At 68.6% G+C, this 16,544-nt stretch carries 13 protein-coding genes and 1 tRNA gene; 3 read left to right on the top strand and 11 right to left on the bottom strand.

What is annotated here, in order from left to right:
* Positions 1 to 89 precede the first annotated feature (89 nt).
* Positions 90 to 860: a phosphotransferase gene (locus tag ACZ7SW_RS02660; protein ID WP_470228667.1), complete on the bottom strand. Its 771-nt coding sequence runs from the start codon at positions 858 to 860 to the stop codon at positions 90 to 92.
* 45 nt (positions 861 to 905) lie between these two features.
* Between ACZ7SW_RS02660 and ACZ7SW_RS02655 the strand changes: the two genes are divergently transcribed.
* On the top strand, positions 906 to 1,520 hold the full coding sequence (locus ACZ7SW_RS02655; RefSeq protein WP_470228666.1) for a DinB family protein: 615 nt from the start codon (positions 906 to 908) through the stop codon (positions 1,518 to 1,520).
* Here ACZ7SW_RS02655 and ACZ7SW_RS02650 read toward each other — a convergent pair whose 3' ends face one another.
* The 10 genes from ACZ7SW_RS02650 to dnaA form a co-directional block, all read right to left on the bottom strand.
* Positions 1,521 to 2,930, bottom strand: coding sequence for a hypothetical protein (locus ACZ7SW_RS02650; RefSeq protein ID WP_470228665.1), 1,410 nt, complete (start codon positions 2,928 to 2,930; stop codon positions 1,521 to 1,523). It lies immediately after the preceding gene.
* Between the two features lie 92 nt (positions 2,931 to 3,022).
* Positions 3,023 to 3,096: transfer RNA gene (locus ACZ7SW_RS02645), tRNA-Ile, on the bottom strand.
* Positions 3,097 to 3,224: 128 nt separating this feature from the next.
* Positions 3,225 to 3,875 (bottom strand): DUF3566 domain-containing protein, encoded by a 651-nt coding sequence (locus ACZ7SW_RS02640; protein WP_470228664.1) that lies wholly within the window; start codon positions 3,873 to 3,875, stop codon positions 3,225 to 3,227.
* Between the two features lie 35 nt (positions 3,876 to 3,910).
* Positions 3,911 to 6,532, bottom strand: coding sequence for a DNA gyrase subunit A (gyrA, locus tag ACZ7SW_RS02635; protein ID WP_470228663.1), 2,622 nt, complete (start codon positions 6,530 to 6,532; stop codon positions 3,911 to 3,913).
* 50 nt (positions 6,533 to 6,582) lie between these two features.
* Positions 6,583 to 8,550 carry a DNA topoisomerase (ATP-hydrolyzing) subunit B gene (gene gyrB / locus ACZ7SW_RS02630; protein WP_470228662.1) on the bottom strand — a complete coding sequence of 656 codons (1,968 nt, stop codon included), beginning with the start codon at positions 8,548 to 8,550 and terminating at the stop codon, positions 6,583 to 6,585.
* 197 nt (positions 8,551 to 8,747) lie between these two features.
* A complete protein-coding gene (locus ACZ7SW_RS02625) occupies positions 8,748 to 9,383 on the bottom strand; it encodes a DciA family protein (RefSeq protein ID WP_470228661.1) in 636 nt (211 codons plus the stop codon).
* Between the two features lie 109 nt (positions 9,384 to 9,492).
* On the bottom strand, positions 9,493 to 10,647 hold the full coding sequence (gene recF / locus ACZ7SW_RS02620) for a DNA replication/repair protein RecF (protein ID WP_470228660.1): 1,155 nt from the start codon (positions 10,645 to 10,647) through the stop codon (positions 9,493 to 9,495).
* 22 nt (positions 10,648 to 10,669) lie between these two features.
* On the bottom strand, positions 10,670 to 11,560 hold the full coding sequence (gnd, locus tag ACZ7SW_RS02615) for a phosphogluconate dehydrogenase (NAD(+)-dependent, decarboxylating) (protein ID WP_470228659.1): 891 nt from the start codon (positions 11,558 to 11,560) through the stop codon (positions 10,670 to 10,672).
* Between the two features lie 49 nt (positions 11,561 to 11,609).
* Positions 11,610 to 12,743: a DNA polymerase III subunit beta gene (dnaN, locus tag ACZ7SW_RS02610; RefSeq protein ID WP_470228658.1), complete on the bottom strand. Its 1,134-nt coding sequence runs from the start codon at positions 12,741 to 12,743 to the stop codon at positions 11,610 to 11,612.
* A gap of 910 nt (positions 12,744 to 13,653) precedes the next feature.
* Positions 13,654 to 15,342, bottom strand: a complete 1,689-nt coding sequence (dnaA, locus tag ACZ7SW_RS02605) for a chromosomal replication initiator protein DnaA (protein WP_470228657.1) — start codon at positions 15,340 to 15,342, stop codon at positions 13,654 to 13,656.
* Between the two features lie 600 nt (positions 15,343 to 15,942).
* On the opposite strand from dnaA, the gene rpmH reads away from it, so the two are divergent.
* Together rpmH and rnpA are read left to right on the top strand one after the other, a co-directional pair.
* Positions 15,943 to 16,086: a 50S ribosomal protein L34 gene (rpmH, locus tag ACZ7SW_RS02600; RefSeq protein WP_116205226.1), complete on the top strand. Its 144-nt coding sequence runs from the start codon at positions 15,943 to 15,945 to the stop codon at positions 16,084 to 16,086.
* A gap of 22 nt (positions 16,087 to 16,108) precedes the next feature.
* Positions 16,109 to 16,540, top strand: coding sequence for a ribonuclease P protein component (gene rnpA / locus ACZ7SW_RS02595; protein ID WP_116205227.1), 432 nt, complete (start codon positions 16,109 to 16,111; stop codon positions 16,538 to 16,540).
* Positions 16,541 to 16,544 lie beyond the last annotated feature (4 nt).

Below are 16,544 nucleotides of genomic sequence, written 5' to 3'. Positions count from 1 at the left end.
CGGTTCCGTCTCTCGTTCCACGTGGAACACCGGGAATATCCGGAGTGCTGGGTCCGTTGAATCGGACGGACCCAGCGTCCACGCAAAGCTCAGCCCTGCCGGTCCTTCTCTTCCCGGCAGGGCTGACTCGTCTCCACGAGCCGGTCGCGAGTTCCGGCGAGACCCGATTCGACCAGGTCAGGACGGTTGTTCTCCAGTCCGTACGTCACCTCGTACCACGGGCCCAGCTGGTTCCACGCCCACGCGCGCCGACGCAGTTCGGGCGTGACCTCGTACTCCGCGGAGAACCCCGCGACGCACTCCGCCGAGGTCCAGAACAGCAGCCACGCCAGGTCCCGCGCCGGGTCGCCGATCGACACGTCGGACCAGTCGATCACCCCGCTCAACCGGCCGTCCTGCTTGAGCAGGTGCTCTGGCCCGAGGTCTCCGTGCACGACGGTGTTTGCTGGATAGTCCTCGACCTCCGCCAGCAGCGCACGAGCACGACCAGCCAGCGAACCGAGCAACGGCGGGACGGCATCGAGGGCCAACTTTTCCGGCTCCGCACCGAGTTCGCGTGCCTTGGCGACGTCCGCACTGTGCAAAGCGCGGAGGAATCGACCGAGCGCGCGGCCGTCGTCAGCGGTCAGTTCGCCCGGCTCTCCTGGCACCAATTCATGCCGCACGACCAACGGATCTTCCTGCCACACAAGAGGAACCGGCACCATCAGCGGCAACTGCGGAGCCAGCCACGGCAACACCGTCGTCTCCCGGAGCAGCCAAGCGCGCACCTCGTCCCGCTTGGGCCGCCGCTCGACCCATCGCCCGTCGACAAGCGTCGCGACGCTGTCCCAACCCTCGCCCAGATCCTCGCCGGTCATGCCACACTGAACCAGGCTTTCCCGGCATCGGACCAGGGAGTTTTCGTGCCCCCACCCCGTTTGGCACCATTGCTCGACCAGTTCGACTTCGCCCGCACCCGCCTCGCGAACCGCATCACCGGCCCCTTCGTGGACAGCGGCGACGGCTCCGAGATACCGATCAGCCCGATGACCGACGCCGAATATCACTGGCCACCGGTCCCCGGGAACTGGTCGGTGCGCCGCCGCGCCGGGGGACCCGGACCGCGCGCGACCCACCTGGCCGGCACCGGCGAATGGGGCCGCGACGCCGCGCCGTACCCGCAACCGCCGCCGCCGCCGTTCACCACCATCGCCTGGCGGCTCAGTCACCTCAGCGAAATGCTCGCCCTCCGCGCCGACCACACCGCGGGCACCCACACCAAGACCCGTGATGACTACCCGATCGCCGGCGACGTCACGACAGCCATCGCCGCCTTCGACGCCGGTGCGACCGCCTGGCGCGAAGCCTTGTCGACCATCGACAACGCCGCGCTAGATACCGTCGGCTACTCCACCTACCCACACGGCAGCGACGCCGAAAACCCCTTCCTCGAGATCGTCTGGTGGGTCAACCAGGAACTCCTGCACCACGGCGCGGAAATCGCCCTGCTGCGCGACCTGTACCGGCAGACCCGCTGATCACACCGAGACCCCGGCGGCGAAGGCGACCTCCAGAACCTGTTGCCGGTCAAGGGAACCCGTGCTCAGCAGAGCCGCGATACGTTGCCGCTGCGCGTCAGTCGGCTGGAAATACATCGGCAGCACCAGCGGACGGACCAAAACCGCCCCGGCGACCAAGAACTCCAGATCGGCGATCACCGACTCCCATCCGCCGAGACCGCGGTGCAGCCACCATCCCCGACGTCGCAGCTCCGGATCCGCAGAATCCTTGAATACCAACAAATCCGCGAGCGACCACAACTGCGGACTGCCACTGAGCACGTCCGACGCCATCCGGGCCACCCGCGAATGCTCGCTCGTCATTTCGCGCAGCAACCACGGCGCGTCCGAAGCAACAGCCTTGCCGCGAAGCAACGACAAACCAGCCTTCTTCAACGGCAGGTCAGCACTCTGGGCAAGACCGACGATCTCCGCACGGTCAAGCTCGCTCCCAGTCTCCGCGAGCCCGACATACGCACGAGCCCGCACCACCGCCCGAGCGGAAGAACGCGCGACCGCGGCATAAACCGCGACCGGATCGCGCCGCATTTCCTGCCAGCGCAGCCGCGCCCACATCCGCACCAGCACCGACCGGTCGACCAGAAGTCGTTCCACGTCAACCGGATCCAGCTGCGCCGCGGTCAGCTTCACCAACCCGAGCACCCGGCTCTCCGCGGACCGGCCGCGCAGCAACACCTCGGCGATGACGTCCGGTGTCGCCCCCTCAGCGACGACACCGAGCAACTGCCGCCGGACAATCTGGTCCCGTTCCCCAGGCAGCAACCGGACCGCGTCCGGCAAACCGAGCAAGCCGGGCTCGAAGCTGCGCCGGAACGCAGTCCGCCGCACGTCAAAGTCCGCGGAATCTCGCAAGCACGCCCACACCGACGCCTCACCATGCGCGGCGACCAGCACCCGCAGATAGCGCGCGAGAACTTCCGAACCCCGCCAGCGCCGCGAAATCCGCTGCAACAGCGGCACGATCTGCTCAGCCTGCGCCAACGTCGTGCGCCGCAGCACCTCGTGTTCGGCCAGCTCGCGGACCACCTCGACGTGATCGTGCACCCGGACCGCCAGTGCCCGGTCGCTCAACGCGCCATCCGAAGAACACAACAGGCGAACCGCCCGCTCCCGAAGGTGCCCGTCGTGGTGCATCGAAGCCAACACCAGCACCACCAGCGGAGCGCGCTTCAGCTTCCGCTCCTTCACCCGCCCCATCACCGGCTCCTTGAAGCGGGACGAGCGAGAGCAGTCGTCGATCCGCAGCAGCTCGCGCCCAGTCGCCGACTCGAGCCAGGCCGAGGTTTCGGCCAAGCCCGCTTCGTCATCCCACTGCGCGGCGACCACACCGCGGCTCAGCTGATGACGGATCTCCCCCGGAGTCCGCATGCGGCTGATTCTGGCGACCGCGCCGCCGGGCAGTCATCCGAAATACCAGAAAGGCCGGTCCGCAGGAGCTGCGAACCGGCCTTCCGGAAATGTGGGCCCACCAGGACTTGAACCTGGGACCTCTTCGTTATCAGCGAAGCGCTCTAACCGCCTGAGCTATGGGCCCGTCGAACGAGGAGTACTTTACCGGACCCCTCATCCGCTCTTGCAACCGGGTATCGACCTTCCGGACCGCGCGGCCTCAAGCAACTCGAGCGATCGGCCGACGCGATGAACGGAGCTCTCGCAACCGGGTTACTCCCGCTCGGACAGGGTGACTTCCAGCCCGCCCGCGAGGTCCGCCGACACGTTGTAGATGAACGCGCTCACCGTGGCCAGCGCGGACACCAGCACGATGTTGATCGCCCCGAGGATGGCCGCGATGCCGAACACGCGACCGGCGCTGATCAGCGGTTCCGCGGACGCGTTCGCGCCCTCGCCGCCGACCAGGGACGAGTACGTGCCGTTCAGCTTGTCCCACACGCCCATGCCGTCGAGCACGGTGTAGAGCACGCCGACCGCGACCAGCCACACGAAGAACATCGCGACCCCGAGCACCAGTGCCAGCTTCAGCACCGACCACGGGTCGAACCGCTTGATCTGCAGGCTCGCCCGGCGCGGGCCCCGGCCGGGACGGCGCAGTGCGCTCGGCGTCGGCCGGGTGCGGCCCGCGGGCGGCACGTCGTCCGCGGGCGGCGGGGCCTCGCCTCCGAAGAGCCGGGGCGCCGCCGTGCCGCTCACCGGGTAGTCGTTCTCGACCGCGGCCGGTTCCGGAGCCGCGGTGGGCACGTCCTCGGTCGCGATCCGCGCCGTGGCCATGGCCTCGGAGTCGCCGCCGCCGTCCTTGGCGGTGCGCTGCCAGGGCGGGTTGGCCGACGCGTCGTCGGCCTTTTCGGATGGTGCCACGTTGAGTCAGTCCTTACCCGTGCGTGGGGCGCCGATCACTGCTCCGGCGCCGTGCCGTCTTCTGCTGTGGGCTCCTCTGGCGTAGCCTCGGCCGCTTCCTCCGAAACCGTCTCGGAAGCCTCGGCTTCCGAAACTTCCGAGACTTCCGAAACCTCGGAACCGTCCTCGGCGGAGTCCTCGCCACCATTGGCGACGTCCGAACCCTCGTCCGCGTTGCGTGCGACCGCGAGAAGAGTGGTTCCGTCACCCAGGTTCATCAGCCGAACGCCCTTGGTCTGCCTGCCCGCCTTGCGCACGTCCCGCGCCGGCGTGCGGATGACCCCGCCGCTGGACGTGATGGCGAACAGCTCGTCGTCCTCGTCGACGATGAGTGCCCCCACCAGCCTGCCACGTTTGCTGTCGTGCTGGATGGTGAGCACGCCCTTGCCGCCGCGGCCCTGTACCGGATAGTCCTCGATCGGCGTCCGCTTCGCATACGCGCCGTCCGTGGCGACCAGCAGGAACTTGTCCGGTTTGACCACGCTGATGCCGAGCAGTTCGTCACCGTCGTTGAACCGCATGCCCAGCACGCCCGAGGTCGGGCGGCCCATCGGGCGCAGCGCCTCGTCGGTGGCGTGGAAGCGGATCGACTGGCCTCCCGCGGACACCAGCAGCAGGTCGTCCTCGGCCGCGGCCAGCACCGCGCCCATCAGCTCGTCGCCCTCGCGCAGGTTGATCGCGATGAGCCCGCCCGCGCGGTTGGAGTCGAAGTCGGTGAGCTTCGTCTTCTTCACCAGGCCGCGCTGCGTGGCGAGCACCAGGTACGGCGCGACCTCGTAGTTCGGGATCTCGATGACCTGGGCGATCTGCTCGTCCGGCTGGAACGCGAGCAGGTTCGCCACGTGCTGGCCGCGCGCGTTGCGGTTGGCCTCGGGCAGGTCGTAGGCCTTCGCCCGGTACACCCGGCCCTTGTTCGTGAAGAACAGGATCCAGTCGTGCGTGGAGCACACGAAGAAGTGCTGGACGATGTCGTCCTGCTTCAGCGTCGCGCCCTGCACGCCCTTGCCGCCGCGCTTCTGCGAGCGGTACAGATCGGTTTTCGTCCGCTTGGCGTAGCCCGTGCGGGTGATGGTGACGACGACGTCTTCCTGCGCGATCAGGTCCTCGACCGACACGTCGCCGTCGAACGGGATGATCTTCGTGCGCCGGTCGTCGCCGTACTTGTCGACGATCTCCATCAGCTCGTCGCGGATGATCGACCGCTGCCGCTCGGGCTTCGCGAGGATGTCCTTGAGATCGGCGATCTCCAGCTCGATCTCGGCCAGGGTGTCGATGATCCGCTGCCGCTCCAGCGCGGCCAGCCGGCGCAGCTGCATGTCCAGGATCGCGGTGGCCTGGATCTCGTCGATCTCGAGCAGCGACATCAGGCCCGGCCGGGCCTCGTCGGCCGAGGGCGACCGCCGGATCAGGGCGATCACCTCGTCCAGCATGTCGAGCGCCTTGACCAGACCGCGCAGGATGTGGGCCCGTTCCTCGGCCTTGCGCAGCCGGTACCGGGTGCGCCGCACGATCACGTCGACCTGGTGCTTCACGTAGTGCCGGATGATCTGGTCGAGCCGCAGCGTGCGCGGCACGTCGTCGACCAGCGCCAGCATGTTCACGCCGAAGTTCTGCTGCAGCTGGGTGTGCTTGAACAGGTTGTTCAGCACCACCTTCGCCACCGCGTCGCGCTTGATCGTGACGACGATCCGCATGCCGGAGCGGCTGTTGGACTCGTCCGCGATGTCCGAGATCCCGGTGATCTTGCCGTCGCGCACCAGGTGCGCGATGTTCTCCACCAGGTTGTCCGGGTTCACCTGGTACGGCAGCTCGGACACGACCAGGATCGTGCGGCCCTTGGCGTCCTCTTCGACCTCGACGACCGCGCGCATCCGGATCGAACCGCGGCCGGTGCGGTAGGCGTCCTCGATGCCCGAGGTGCCGAGGATCATCGCCTTGGTCGGGAAGTCCGGGCCCTTGACCCGCACGAGCAGCGCGGCCAGCAGTTCGTCGTCGGTCGCCTCGGGGTTCTCCAGCGCCCACACGACGCCTTCGGACACCTCGCGCAGGTTGTGCGGCGGGATGTTCGTCGCCATCCCGACCGCGATCCCGGAACCGCCGTTGACCAGCAGGTTCGGGAACCGCGACGGCAGCACGTCGGGCTCTTGCGTACGCCCGTCGTAGTTGTCGCGGAAATCGACGGTGTCCTCTTCGATGTCCGCGAGCATCTGCATCGCCAGCGGCGCGAGGCGGGACTCGGTGTACCGCATCGCGGCGGCGGGGTCGTTGCCCGACGAGCCGAAGTTGCCCTGGCCGTCGATCAGCGGGTAGCGCAGCGACCACGGCTGGGCGAGCCGCACGAGCGCGTCGTAGATCGCCGAGTCGCCGTGCGGGTGGTAGTTGCCCATGACGTCGCCGACGACGCGGGAGCACTTGTTGTACCCGCGGTCCGGGCGGAACCCGGAGTCGAACATCGAGTACAGGATCCGGCGCGCCACCGGCTTGAGGCCGTCGCGCACGTCCGGCAGCGCCCGCGACACGATGACGCTCATCGCGTAGTCGATGTAGGAGCGCTGCATCTCCTGCTGGATGTCGACCGGTTCGATCCGGTCGTGTTCCGGCGGCAAGGTTTCCGTCATGAGGTCCTTCTCGGTGAGCAGTCCTGGGGAAGTGAGTTAGGAGGGGACGCCTACACGTCCAGGAAGCGCACGTCCTTGGCGTTGCGCGTGATGAACGAGCGGCGGGCTTCCACGTCCTCGCCCATCAGCACGGAGAACAGTTCGTCGGCCTGCGCCGCGTCGTCGAGCGTGACCTGCCCGAGCAGCCGGTTCGCCGGGTCCATCGTGGTCTCCCACAGCTCGTCGGCGTTCATCTCGCCGAGACCCTTGTACCGCTGGATCGCGTCGTCCTTCGGAAGGCGGCGACCGGACTCGACGCCCGCCTGGATGACCGCGTCGCGTTCCTTGTCCGAGTACGCGTACTCCGGCTCCGACCGCGGCCACTTGATCTTGTACAGCGGCGGCCGCGACAGGAACACGTGGCCGTGCTCGATCAGCGGCGTCATGAAGCGGAACAGCAGGGTGAGCAGCAGCGTGGTGATGTGCTGGCCGTCGACGTCGGCGTCGGCCATCAGCACGATCTTGTGATAGCGCAGCTTCGAGAGGTCGAAATCGTCGTGGATACCGGTGCCGAGCGCGGTGATCAGCGACTGGACCTCGGTGTTTTTGAGGACGCGGTCGATGCGGGCCTTCTCGACGTTGATGATCTTGCCCCGGATCGGCAGGATCGCCTGGTACATCGAGTCGCGGCCTTCCTTGGCCGAACCGCCCGCCGAGTCGCCCTCCACGATGTAGAGCTCGCACTCGCCGGGGTCGTTCGAACGGCAGTCCTTGAGCTTGCCAGGAAGACCGCCGATCTCCAGCGCGCCCTTGCGCCGCACCAGGTCGCGCGCCTTGCGGGCAGCGAGCCGGGCCTGCGCCGACGAGATCGACTTGTTGATGATCGTCTTGGCTTCGCTCGGGTTGCGCTCGAACCAGTCGCCGAGCCATTCGTTCGACTGCTGCTGCACGAACGTCTTGGCCTCGCTGTTGCCCAGCTTGGTCTTCGTCTGGCCCTCGAACTGCGGTTCGGACAGCTTGATCGACACGATCGCGGCGAGACCCTCGCGCACGTCGTCGCCGGTCAGGTTCGCGTCCTTCTCCTTGAGCAGCTTCTTCTCGCGCGCGTACGCGTTGACCACACGGGTGAGCGCGGCGCGGAAGCCCTCTTCGTGCGTGCCGCCCTCGTGCGTGTTGATCGTGTTGGCGAAGGTGTACACCGACGGCGTGAACCCGGTGTTCCACTGCATCGCGACCTCGACCTCGAGGCCGGTGCCCTTGGCGTCGAAGGAGATGACGCTCTCGTGGATCGGGTCCTTGCTGCCGTTGATGTGCTTGACGAAGTCCTCAAGGCCGCCCGGGTAGCAGTAGACCTTTTCCTTGATCCTCGCCGGCTTGCCCGCGGCGTCCTCTTCGGTCTCCTCGTCCGACACCCGCTCGTCGCGCAGCGACAGGGTGAGGCCCTTGTTGAGGAACGCCATCTCCTGCAGCCGGCGCGAGATGGTCTCGAAGTTGTAGGTGGTGGTCTCGAAGATGTCGCCGTCGGCCCAGAACGTGATGGTGGTGCCGGTGTCGGTGGCCGGGCCGAGGTCCTCGAGCGGACCGGGGACCTGGTTCGTGTACTCCTGGCGCCAGCTGCGGCCGCCGACCTTGATCTCCGCGAGCAGCTTCGTGGACAGCGCGTTCACCACGGAGACGCCGACGCCGTGCAGACCGCCGGACACCGCGTAGGAGTCGCTGTCGAACTTGCCGCCCGCGTGCAGGATGGTGAGCACGACCTCGAGCGTCGGCTTCTTCTCCTTGGGGTGCATGTCGACCGGGATGCCGCGGCCGTCGTCGACTACCCGCACCCCGCCGTCCTCGAGGAGAGTAACCTCGACCTTGGTGGCGTACCCCGCCATCGCCTCGTCCACGGAGTTGTCCACCACCTCCTGGACCAGGTGGTGGAGACCGCGCTCACCGGTGGAACCGATGTACATGCCGGGGCGCTTGCGAACTGCTTCGAGGCCTTCGAGCACGGTGATGGACGACGCGTTGTACTCGCTCTTGTTCTCGGTCACCGGCGTTGTTTCTCCTCGTCTCGCCCGAGCGGACGTCCGCTACTACAACAGTGTACTTGGCCGCGCGCGCTCACATGCGGCAAGGACACCTCTCAGTCTGTCGCAGAGGCACGAAATCACCCTTAGGCGAGTCAGGTCGTATCCGAACCGGCGCGACCCGGTTCTCGGGGCAATGACCCGCCCAGCCGCAACCCCCGTCAGCCGTACGTGTCACGCGGTCCGCGACCAGGCACGTGCCGGGGTCCTTTCCGCCAGCTCGGAGCGGTCGGACCCTGGATCCGCATCCGCTTCACGACGCCGTTCCCGACGCCCGCGGCGATCTTCGCCAGCAACTTGCCCTGCAGCAACCGCAACTGCGTCGCCCACGCGGTGGAACTCGCGCGGACGGTCAGCTCGCCGTCTTTCAGCGCGATCGGCTGGGCGTGTTCGGCGACGTCCTCGCCCACGAGCCGGGCCCACTGCCCGAACACGCGGGCGTTGGTCATGGTGCCCTGCCAGCCGCTGTCGGAGATCAGCCTCGACACGAGCCGCCCCAGCGGCTGCGGGTCGCGCGGATCCGCGCCGGGACCGGACCAGCGACGGCGCGCCCGGTTCTGCCCGCCGCCCCCGGTGATCCGGCCGCGGCGGAGATTCGGCGGGGCGCCGCGCTCGCGGGCCTTCGCCTTCGCCGCTTCGAGCGCGGCGTGCGCGAGGTCGCGGCCGCTCGGAGCCTCCCCGGCGGGGGTCTCGTTCGGCCCAGTGGAACTGTCACGCTCAGTCGCGCCACGCGCGGGATTTCGGGGGGTGTCGTCCGCTTTCGAGGTGTCAAGACGGCCATCCGGCCGGTTCGTCACGCGCGGCGATAACGCGGCTCCGGGTTTATCCACACTGTCCACAGGTTTGTCCCCAGATCGGTGGGCAACTCGCGTGACCCCGGTCACCCCGCGTGGTCGTTGTGGCTGTTCAGGCACGGTTCACCTCCCCGTCGGCCACCGTGAACCTCGCACCGGCGAGTTCCTCGGGCACGTCCTCGGCCACCGCCGCGGTGATGAGCACCTGCTCGGCGCTCGCGGAGACCTCGGCCAGCCGGGCCCGGCGCTTGCGGTCGAGTTCGGCAAAGACATCGTCCAGCAACAACACCGGTTCGCCCGCTTCGGCACGCAGAAGCTCGTAACTTCCGAGCCGCAACGCGAGCGCGAACGACCACGACTCGCCGTGGCTCGCGTACCCCTTCGCCGGCAGTTCGCCGAGAATCAGCTCCAGCTCGTCCCGATGCGGGCCGACGAGACTGATGCCTCGCTCCAGTTCCTGCCGCCGCGTCTCGGCCAGCGCCTTCAGCAATAGCTCGCGCAGTACTTCTGTGTCCGCACGCTCTCCGCCCGGCACTCCGTACGACGGCGGAAGCGCTTCGCCGAGCGAAGACTTGTACGCGATCTTCGCCGGGCGAGAGTCGGGCGCGACGCCCATATAAGCGTCGGCCGTGTACGGCGCGAGGTCCGCGATGAGGTTCAACCGTGCGGCCAGCAGCTGCGCGCCAGCCACCGAGAGATGGTCGTCCCACACGTCGAGCGTCGACAGTGCGTACGGGTCTTCGCGACCAGTACGGCGTTTGCCCGCAGTCTTAAGAAGCGCGTTGCGCTGCTTAAGCACCTTCTCGTAGTCCGCGCGCACACCCGCGTACCTAGGCGCGCGAAGCACGAGCAGTTCGTCCATGAACCGACGACGTTCGCTCGGATCGCCGCGCACGAGCGAGAGGTCCTCCGGAGAGAACAGCACCGTACGCAGAATGCCGAGCACGTCGCGCGGCTTGCCGACCGCGCCGCGATTCACGCGCGCACGGTTGGCCCGGCCGGGCGTGATCTCGAGTTCGACCGTCAGCTCGCGGTCCTCGTTGACGACCGCGACCCGGACGAGCGCGCGTTCACAGCCATGGCGGACGAGCGGGGCGTCCGTGGCGACCCGGTGCGAACCGAGGGTCGCCACGTAGCCGATCGCTTCGAGCAGGTTCGTCTTCCCCCGGCCGTTCTGGCCGACCAGCACGACCGGCCCCGGTTCGAGGGCGAGGTCGGCCAGCGGCCAGGACCGGAAGTCGGTGACCTGGAGATGTCGGAGATACACGGGCGGGGACCGGGGGGGGAGGCTAGCTCCCGGCCTTCTTCACCGCGTGACCGCCGAACTGGTTGCGCAGCGCGGCGACGGCGCGCATCGCGGCGGAGTCCTTCTGCCGCGAGGAGAACCGGGCGAACAGCGCTGCCGACAGCACCGGGGCGGGCACCGCGTTGTTGACCGCTTCCTCCAGCGTCCAGCGGCCTTCGCCGGAGTCCTCGACGTAGCCTTCGAGGTCGTCCAGATCCGGGTCCTCGTCCAGCGCGCGCACCAGCAGGTCGAGCAGCCAGGAGCGGACCACGGTGCCGCGCTGCCAGCCCTTGATCACGGCGGGCACGTCGTCGACGATCTTCGCGGCTTCGAGCAGTTCGAAACCCTCGGCGTAGGCCTGCATGATGCCGTACTCGATGCCGTTGTGGATCATCTTCGCGTAGTGCCCGGCACCGACCGAGCCGGCGTGCGAGAAGCCTTCCTCGCGCGGGCCCTCCGGACGCAGCGCGTCGAAGATCGGCATCGCGCGCTGGACGTCGGACGCCGCGCCGCCGACCATCAGGCCGTAGCCGTTGTCCTTGCCCCACACGCCGCCGGAGACGCCGCAGTCGAGATAGCCGACGCCGTGCGCGGCGAGCAGGTCGGCGTTCAGCTTGTCGTCGGTGAACTTCGAGTTCCCGCCGTCGATCACCAGGTCGCCCTCGGACAGCAGCTGCCCGAGCTCGGTGACGGTCTGCCGGGTCGGCTCCCCGGCCGGGACCATGATCCACACGATACGGGGACCGGACAGCTTGGAGACCAGGTCTTCGAGCGAGGTCGAGTCGCTGACGTCCTGGTTGCGGTCGTACCCGACCACCTCGTGCCCGGCGGCGCGCAGCCGCTCGCGCATGTTGAAGCCCATCTTGCCCAGGCCGACGAGACCCAGCTGAACCATGAGATCCCCTTTGGATTGGATCGGTTTTCCTCGGTTGGACGCGCCGCGCTCAGCCCGGCAGCCGGACCGGCATGAGCAGGTAGAGATACCCGGGGACGACGTTGCCCTCGGCGTCGGCGGGCTTGATCAGCGCCGGACGGTTGGGCGTGGTGAAGGTCAGTTCGGCCCGGTCGCTGTGCAGCGCGCCGAGCCCGTCGACGAGGTAGCCGGGGTTGAACGCGATGGTGACCGGCTCGCCCTCGTAGTCGACCTGCAGTTCCTCTTCGGCGCTGCCCTCGTCGTCGCCGCCCGCGGACAGCCGCAGCGAGCCGTCGCCGAACTCGAGCCGGACCTGGGTGCCGCGCTCGGCGACCAGCGACACGCGCTTGATCGACTCGGTGAGCGCGCTGACCTCGATGACCGCCCGGGAAGTGTGGTTCGCGGGCAGCAGCTGGCGATACGGCGGGAACTCGGCGTCGAGCAGCCGGGTGGTCGTGTAGCGGCCCGCGCCGGACAGGCCGAGCAGGCCGTCGCCGGAAGCGAGCGCGAGCTGCACGGTGGTGCCCGCGCCGCCGAGCGTCTTGGCGGCCTCGGCGAGCGTGCGCGCCGGGACGAGCACCGCGGCGTCGGACAGGCCCTCGGCCGGCTTCCAGGTGAACTCGCGCATGGCGAGCCGGAACCGGTCGGTGGCGACGAGGGTGAGCGTCTCGCCGGAGATCTCCAGCCGCATGCCGGTGAGCATGGGGAGCGTGTCGTCCTTGCCGGCCGCGGTGGCGACCTGGGTGACCGCCTGGCCGAAGACGTCGCCGGTGAGCTCACCCGCGCGGGCGGGCTGGGACGGCAGCTGCGGGTAGTCCTCGACCGGCATGGTCGGGAGGCTGAACCGGGCGCTGCCGCACGTGATGGTGGCGCGGGCGCCGTCGACGGAGATCTCCACCGGCTGCGCGGGCAGCGCCTTGGTGATGTCGGCGAGGAGGCGGCCGGAGACGAGCAGCCGTCCGCCGTCGGCGATGGTCGCGGGAACGCCGACCGTGGCCGAGACCTCGTAGTCGAAGCCGGAGACCGTGAGCGCGTCGGACTCCCCGTCCGCGCCCGCGTCGAGGAGGACGCCGCCAAGCACCGGCACCGGAGGCCGGGAGGGGAGGCTTCTGGCCACCCACGCGACGGCGTCGGCGAGCCCGTCGCGCTCGACGCGGATCTTCATGCGCGCTTCCTTTCGACAGCCGAGCCCCTCGGCTCGTGAAGGGGTCGCCGGGTACCGGTCGTGAGCACCGCGTGCGACCGGGTCCCCGCCGGTCCGGTCCGCCCCGCGCGGGAACGGACCAGCTGCAGACATCCACGTTAGGCCGTCGCCGGGGGTGCCGTCACCTCGGCCTCCCCTTCACTTTGTCGACAAGACGACACGAATCTCGGCTTGTCCCCAGTTTCGTCCTCCGCCTGTTTTTGTTCTGTTCTTTCTTAGAAGAGATGAAAAACCAGTAGCAGTAATAGGGGCTGTGGATTGTGTGGACAGGGCTCGTTCGCGCTGGTCGTGGCGGGCGCGGGCCTGTGGGCAGCCCTGGTGGTGGATCGGTGGATGGTTCGGCCGATCGGTGGATGGTTTCGGGCTGCCCCCGATTCATCCACAATCGGGCCTAGTTGTCCCCAGGGTTGTCCCCAGGTTGGGGCCGAGTTGTACCCAGGCTCTGGGGGCAGTCTGAGCGGTCGGGATCGCCCTGGTGAGTGACGAACCACAGCTGTGGATGACCTGTGGGCAACCTGGGGAATCAGCGTGGACAACCCTGGGGACAACCTGTGGATTCGGTGTGGGCGGCATGTGGAGCAAATCCGGATCGTCGCAGCTCTGGGATCCGTTGGCACTGTGGGCAAACTGCCCACACCCTGGGGAAAACCCCTTGTGTATCAATAAGTTTGAGAAATTCTGTGTACACAGGCTGTGGACGTCTGTGGATACGTACGTGTGCTTCGCTCCTACGCTCCTCCGTACGCACGCTTCAGCTGCGTACGGGCGAGAAGCCAGTCAGGGCAACAAAAAGGGCACCACGGGTGTCCGTGGTGCCCTTCAGCGTCGAAACAGGACTGTCTACAAGCGAGTGTCCAAACGCGGCAGTCGGCTACTGCCGGGCGCGCTGCTTGATCCGCGACGTCAGCTCTTGCACCTGGTCGTAGATCCGCCTGCGCTCGGCCATCTCCTTGCGGATCTTCTTGTCCGCGTGCATGACGGTCGTGTGGTCGCGGCCGCCGAACGTCTGCCCGATCTTCGGCAGCGACATCTCGGTCAGCTCGCGGCAGAGGTACATCGCGATCTGGCGGGCCGTGGCGAGCGCCTTCGTCTTGCCGGGCCCGCACAGCTCGTCGAGCGTCACGTCGAAGAACTCGGCGGTGACGCCCATGATGGTCGGCGCGGTGATCTCCGGCGTGTGCGAATCCGGGATCAGGTCGCGCAGCACGATCTCGGCGAGCCCGGCTTCCACCGGCTGCTGGTTCAGCGACGCGAACGCGGTGACGCGGATCAGCGCGCCCTCCAGCTCGCGGATGTTCGCCTCGACCCGCGACGCGATGAACTCCAGCACGTCGCCGGGCACCGCGAGCCGGTCCTGCGCCGCCTTCTTGCGGAGGATCGCGATCCGGGTCTCCAGCTCAGGCGGCTGGATGTCGGTGATCAGGCCCCATTCGAACCGCGTCCGCAGCCGGTCCTCCAGGGTTTCCAGCCGCTTGGGCGGCCGGTCGGAGCTGACCACGATCTGCTTGTTCTGGTTGTGCAGCGTGTTGAAGGTGTGGAAGAACTCCTCCTGGGTGCCTTCCTTGCCCTCCAGGAACTGGATGTCGTCCACCAGCAGGATGTCGACGTCGCGATAACGCCGCTGGAAGGCGACCTTGCGGTCGTCTCGCAGCGAGTTGATGAAGTCGTTCGTGAACTCTTCGGTCGAGACGTAGCGCACGCGCATGCCGGGGAACAGCCGCTGCGCGTAGTGGCCGACGGCGTGCAGCAGGTGCGTCTTGCCGAGCCCGGACTCGCCCCAGATGAACAGCGGGTTGTACGCCCGGGCCGGCGCCTCGGCCACGGCCACCGCGGCGGCGTGCGCGAAGCGGTTGGAGGCGCCGATGACGAAGGTGTCGAAGTTGTACTTCTCGTTCAGCTTCGTCTTCGACGTCTGCGGCTGCGCGGGCGCGGTGTAGGGCTGGCCCGCGATCGGCTGCCCGGCGAACCGGGGCCAGATCTCGTTGGCGGTCGCCAGCGCTTCGCCCTCTTCGTCGACTTCTTCGTCCGGGTCCTCGAGGTCGTCCAGACCGGGGTGGACCGGGTGCATCGGCTGCTGCGGAGGTGGCGGCGGCGGGTCGACCCGCGCCGGCGGAAGACCGGCCGCTTCGACCTGCGGCCGGCGCGGCGGCGGTTTCGGCTTCGGGCGCTCCGGGCGCACGTGGTCGGCCTGGCCGTTCTCCGGGTGCGGGCTCGCGGGCGGCATCGGCTCCGGATGCGGGACATCGTTTTCCACCCGGGCGGGTGACGTCGCATAACGGGGCACCGGCGCGACCGGTTCGGTGCTGTCGACCTTCACCGCGAGAGACACGGGACGGCCGAGCCGACGGGACAGCGCTTCGGTGATCGAGGTGCGCAGCGCGCGTTCGATGGCTTCCTTCGCGAAATCGCTCGGCGCGGCGAGCAGCGCGGTGCCGTCGAGGAGACCGATCGGGCGGGTCACCCGCATCCAGGCTCGTTGCTGCGGGGAGAGGGTGCCGTCGGACAGCTCCCGCACCACCTGCTCCCAGATGACGCCCAGATTGTGCTGGTGCTCCGACACCGGTCTGACTCCCCTCCCCTCGTCGGCGCGCACGCCTCGGACCCACCCCGAGCACGTCCTGAAAGCTCGCCTCGAGCACGCGGTCCGGACTCACCCGCGCGACGGCACAGCGATATCCACAAAGTTGTCCACAGCTGTGCACTAATGTACGGCCGTCCGCAGCCACGCCACCTGCGGGCTCGGCGTACTCCCCGGGCGCCTCCACACCCCCCGGCGCCAGTGAGGCCGCATCAGTCCTGCCCGGAGGCCGAGAGAGGCACGCTAACAAGCCCTGCCCGATGCCACAAGGCGTGGTGCTGCGCAAGCATTTCACGGTGTACGGCGTGTTGCCATTCGGTGCCGCGCCGTGCCGGGAGGCAGTCTCGCGGGCCGGTCGCCGAGGGTGGCGGAGGGGCGCCTGCGGCGTTCACGACCGGGGTGCGTACCCTCGTAAGGTCTCCCGTATGCGACGGGTGCGTTTCGCGTGCCTACGTATGTCGTCGCTCGTCGTGACGAGACCACCCGGTGGTAGGAGACAGCACGAACTTCCGTGCGACCCGCACGACACGCCGGGCGCCGGGGAATCCGCCGTCGCCCGACGGCCGAGACACAGGAGAAGCAGTGAGCAAGGGCAAGCGCACCTTCCAGCCGAACAACCGTCGTCGCGCGAAGACCCACGGTTTCCGCCTGCGCATGCGGACCCGCGCGGGTCGCGGCATCCTCGCGGCGCGCCGTCGCAAGGGCCGCGCCGAGCTGTCCGCCTGATCCGGCTCCGCGCAACCGCGTCGTGCTGCCCGCTGGCGCACGTCTGCGGCGGAGCGAGGACTTCCGGGTCGTCCTCCGCCGGGGGTCCCGAGCCGGCAGGCGCCGCCTCGTCGTTCATGCGTTGACCACGGACCCGTCCGTGGCCGCCTCGTTCGCGGCCAGGGCGGGTTTTGTGGTGAGCAAGGCCGTCGGCAACTCGGTGGTGCGCCACCGGGTGACCCGGCGGTTGCGCCACCTTGTTTCCGCGCGTCTCGGAACCCTGCCCGCGGGCACTTCGTTGGTGGTACGGGCATTGCCCCCGGCGGCGTCCGCGTCGAGCGCGGAGCTCGGCTCCGATCTCGACGCCGCGCTGCGCCGGCTCGGCCTCGCGCCGTCCGGCCGCCCGGCCGGGGCCGATGCTCCCCGGCAGCCGCGTCAGCAGGGCGCGGCACCCGACCACGGATCAGCGGTGTAAACGG

This window comes from Amycolatopsis sp. NPDC114484, from assembly GCF_055633755.1.
Note: the sequence above shows the minus strand (reverse complement) of the source record. Positions and strands in the feature narration are given on the sequence as shown.

Coding starts and splice junctions, on each gene's coding strand:
- ACZ7SW_RS02660 (WP_470228667.1), bottom strand. CDS start 860: ATGACCGGCGAGGATCTGGGCGAGGGTTGGGACAGCGTCGCGACGCTT.
- ACZ7SW_RS02650 (WP_470228665.1), bottom strand. CDS start 2,930: ATGCGGACTCCGGGGGAGATCCGTCATCAGCTGAGCCGCGGTGTGGTC.
- gyrA (WP_470228663.1), bottom strand. CDS start 6,532: ATGACGGAAACCTTGCCGCCGGAACACGACCGGATCGAACCGGTCGAC.
- gnd (WP_470228659.1), bottom strand. CDS start 11,560: ATGGTTCAGCTGGGTCTCGTCGGCCTGGGCAAGATGGGCTTCAACATG.
- dnaN (WP_470228658.1), bottom strand. CDS start 12,743: ATGAAGATCCGCGTCGAGCGCGACGGGCTCGCCGACGCCGTCGCGTGG.